This window comes from Sphingobium sp. D43FB (assembly GCF_002312805.1).
GTDB lineage: Bacteria > Pseudomonadota > Alphaproteobacteria > Sphingomonadales > Sphingomonadaceae > Sphingobium.
In genome coordinates this window covers 1-1350 of the sequence record NZ_NMUA01000126.1, presented here as the reverse complement: position 1 = coordinate 1350, position 1350 = coordinate 1, and the positions used below count along the sequence as shown (strand labels likewise).

Annotated in this window: 3 protein-coding genes; all 3 read right to left on the bottom strand. The window is 63.7% G+C overall.

Annotation, left to right across the window (positions count from 1 at the left end; all coding sequences use genetic code 11):
• Positions 1-551 (bottom strand): IS66 family transposase zinc-finger binding domain-containing protein (locus tag SxD43FB_RS23590; protein ID WP_176482913.1); only part of this gene is annotated, 551 nt, incomplete at its 3' end.
• Positions 552-614: 63 nt separating this feature from the next.
• Positions 615-962 (bottom strand): IS66 family insertion sequence element accessory protein TnpB, encoded by a 348-nt coding sequence (gene tnpB / locus SxD43FB_RS23585; RefSeq protein ID WP_096064158.1) that lies wholly within the window; start codon positions 960-962, stop codon positions 615-617.
• The coding region (locus SxD43FB_RS23580; RefSeq protein ID WP_217988839.1) for a transposase at positions 959-1350 on the bottom strand (392 nt) is incomplete at its 5' end. The genes SxD43FB_RS23580 and tnpB, both read right to left, overlap by 4 nt.

Below are 1350 nucleotides of genomic sequence, written 5' to 3'. Positions count from 1 at the left end.
CGGCTCGGGGCTGGCACCTGGACCATCTTCTCGCAGCAACGGCAGGACTTCTTCGGGCGGGCGACTTCGATGACCTGGAGCTTTGCCGTGATCATCTCGAGGATCTCGCTCACGTCTTCGCCGACGAGACGCAGCTCGCCGCCGCACTCGGGACAGGTGCTGCCGGGGTCAAGTTCGTGGCGTTGGCGCGGCGTATCCGCCGAGACGCGTGGGCGCCGAGATGGACGCGGCCCAGGGGTGGTCTCGGCAGACGCGGCCGCCGCTTGCGCCTCGGAATCGTCCAGGCCACTTGTCACGAGGCCCTGTTGCGCGACCGAAACAAGCACGTCTTCGAGAGCGAACTCGAGTTGCTCGATCTCGCGTTCGATCTTCTCGGAGGATTTGCCGAAAGCCTGCTTCCTGAGCCTGGCGATCTGCAAACGCAGTGCCTGGACGACCAGGTCATGGGCGCGCAGCGTCGTAGTCAGCTTCTTGTTCTGGGCCTGCAACTGGGCGATCAGCGCCTTGAGAAGGGCCGGGTCTTCGGGAAGATCGGATGCCGCGTTGAGCATGGCTTTTTATACAGGAAATCGGCCGCAAAGCCTAGCAGAACAGCCGCTTTTGCAGAAGAAAAGTTACCCCGCGCGTGTCGGCGGCGCACCCCAGTTCGGACGCCTCCAGTCGATCCCTTCCCACAGCATCGCGAGTTGGGCCGATGTCAGTCGCGCCGCCCCGTCAGCCGCAGAGGGCCAGGGAAAACGGCCGCGCTCCAGGATCTTGTAATAGAGGCAAAATCCCTGACCATCCCAGTAAAGCAGCTTCAGCCTGTCGCCGCGCCGTCCCCGAAAGGCGAATACGGCACCACTGGCCGGCTTCTGTCGCAGCACGGTCTGGGCCAGCATTGCAAGACCCGAAATCCCTTTGCGCATGTCAGTGACGCCGCAGGCGAGATAGACCCTTACGCCGGTGCCCGGTCCGATCATGCAGCTTCCACCGACCGGATAAGCCGGGTCAAGGCAGTAGCCTCGATGTCGGCATCGAAGCGAAGCCGCCGTCCTTGCGCCAGACACAGCTCGATGATCAAGGGTGAGGCCACCACCCGGTCATCGACCACGGGCTCCGCGCTCAGCATGGGCGCCCCGATATCAACCGGCAAAAAGGTCGGTTCGTCCGCCGCAGGCAGCAACCCTCGCTTCCTGAACAGATGGCGCCATTGATAGATCTGGCTTCGCGACACATCGTAGCGCCGCGCGACGCGCGCCAACGTCTCTCCGTTCATTCCCACAGCGGCGACGATCTCGAGCTTCTCCGCGTTGCTCCACCGACGACGCCGTTCCCGGCCCAATATCTCCACCGCCGTCCCTCGCTTTG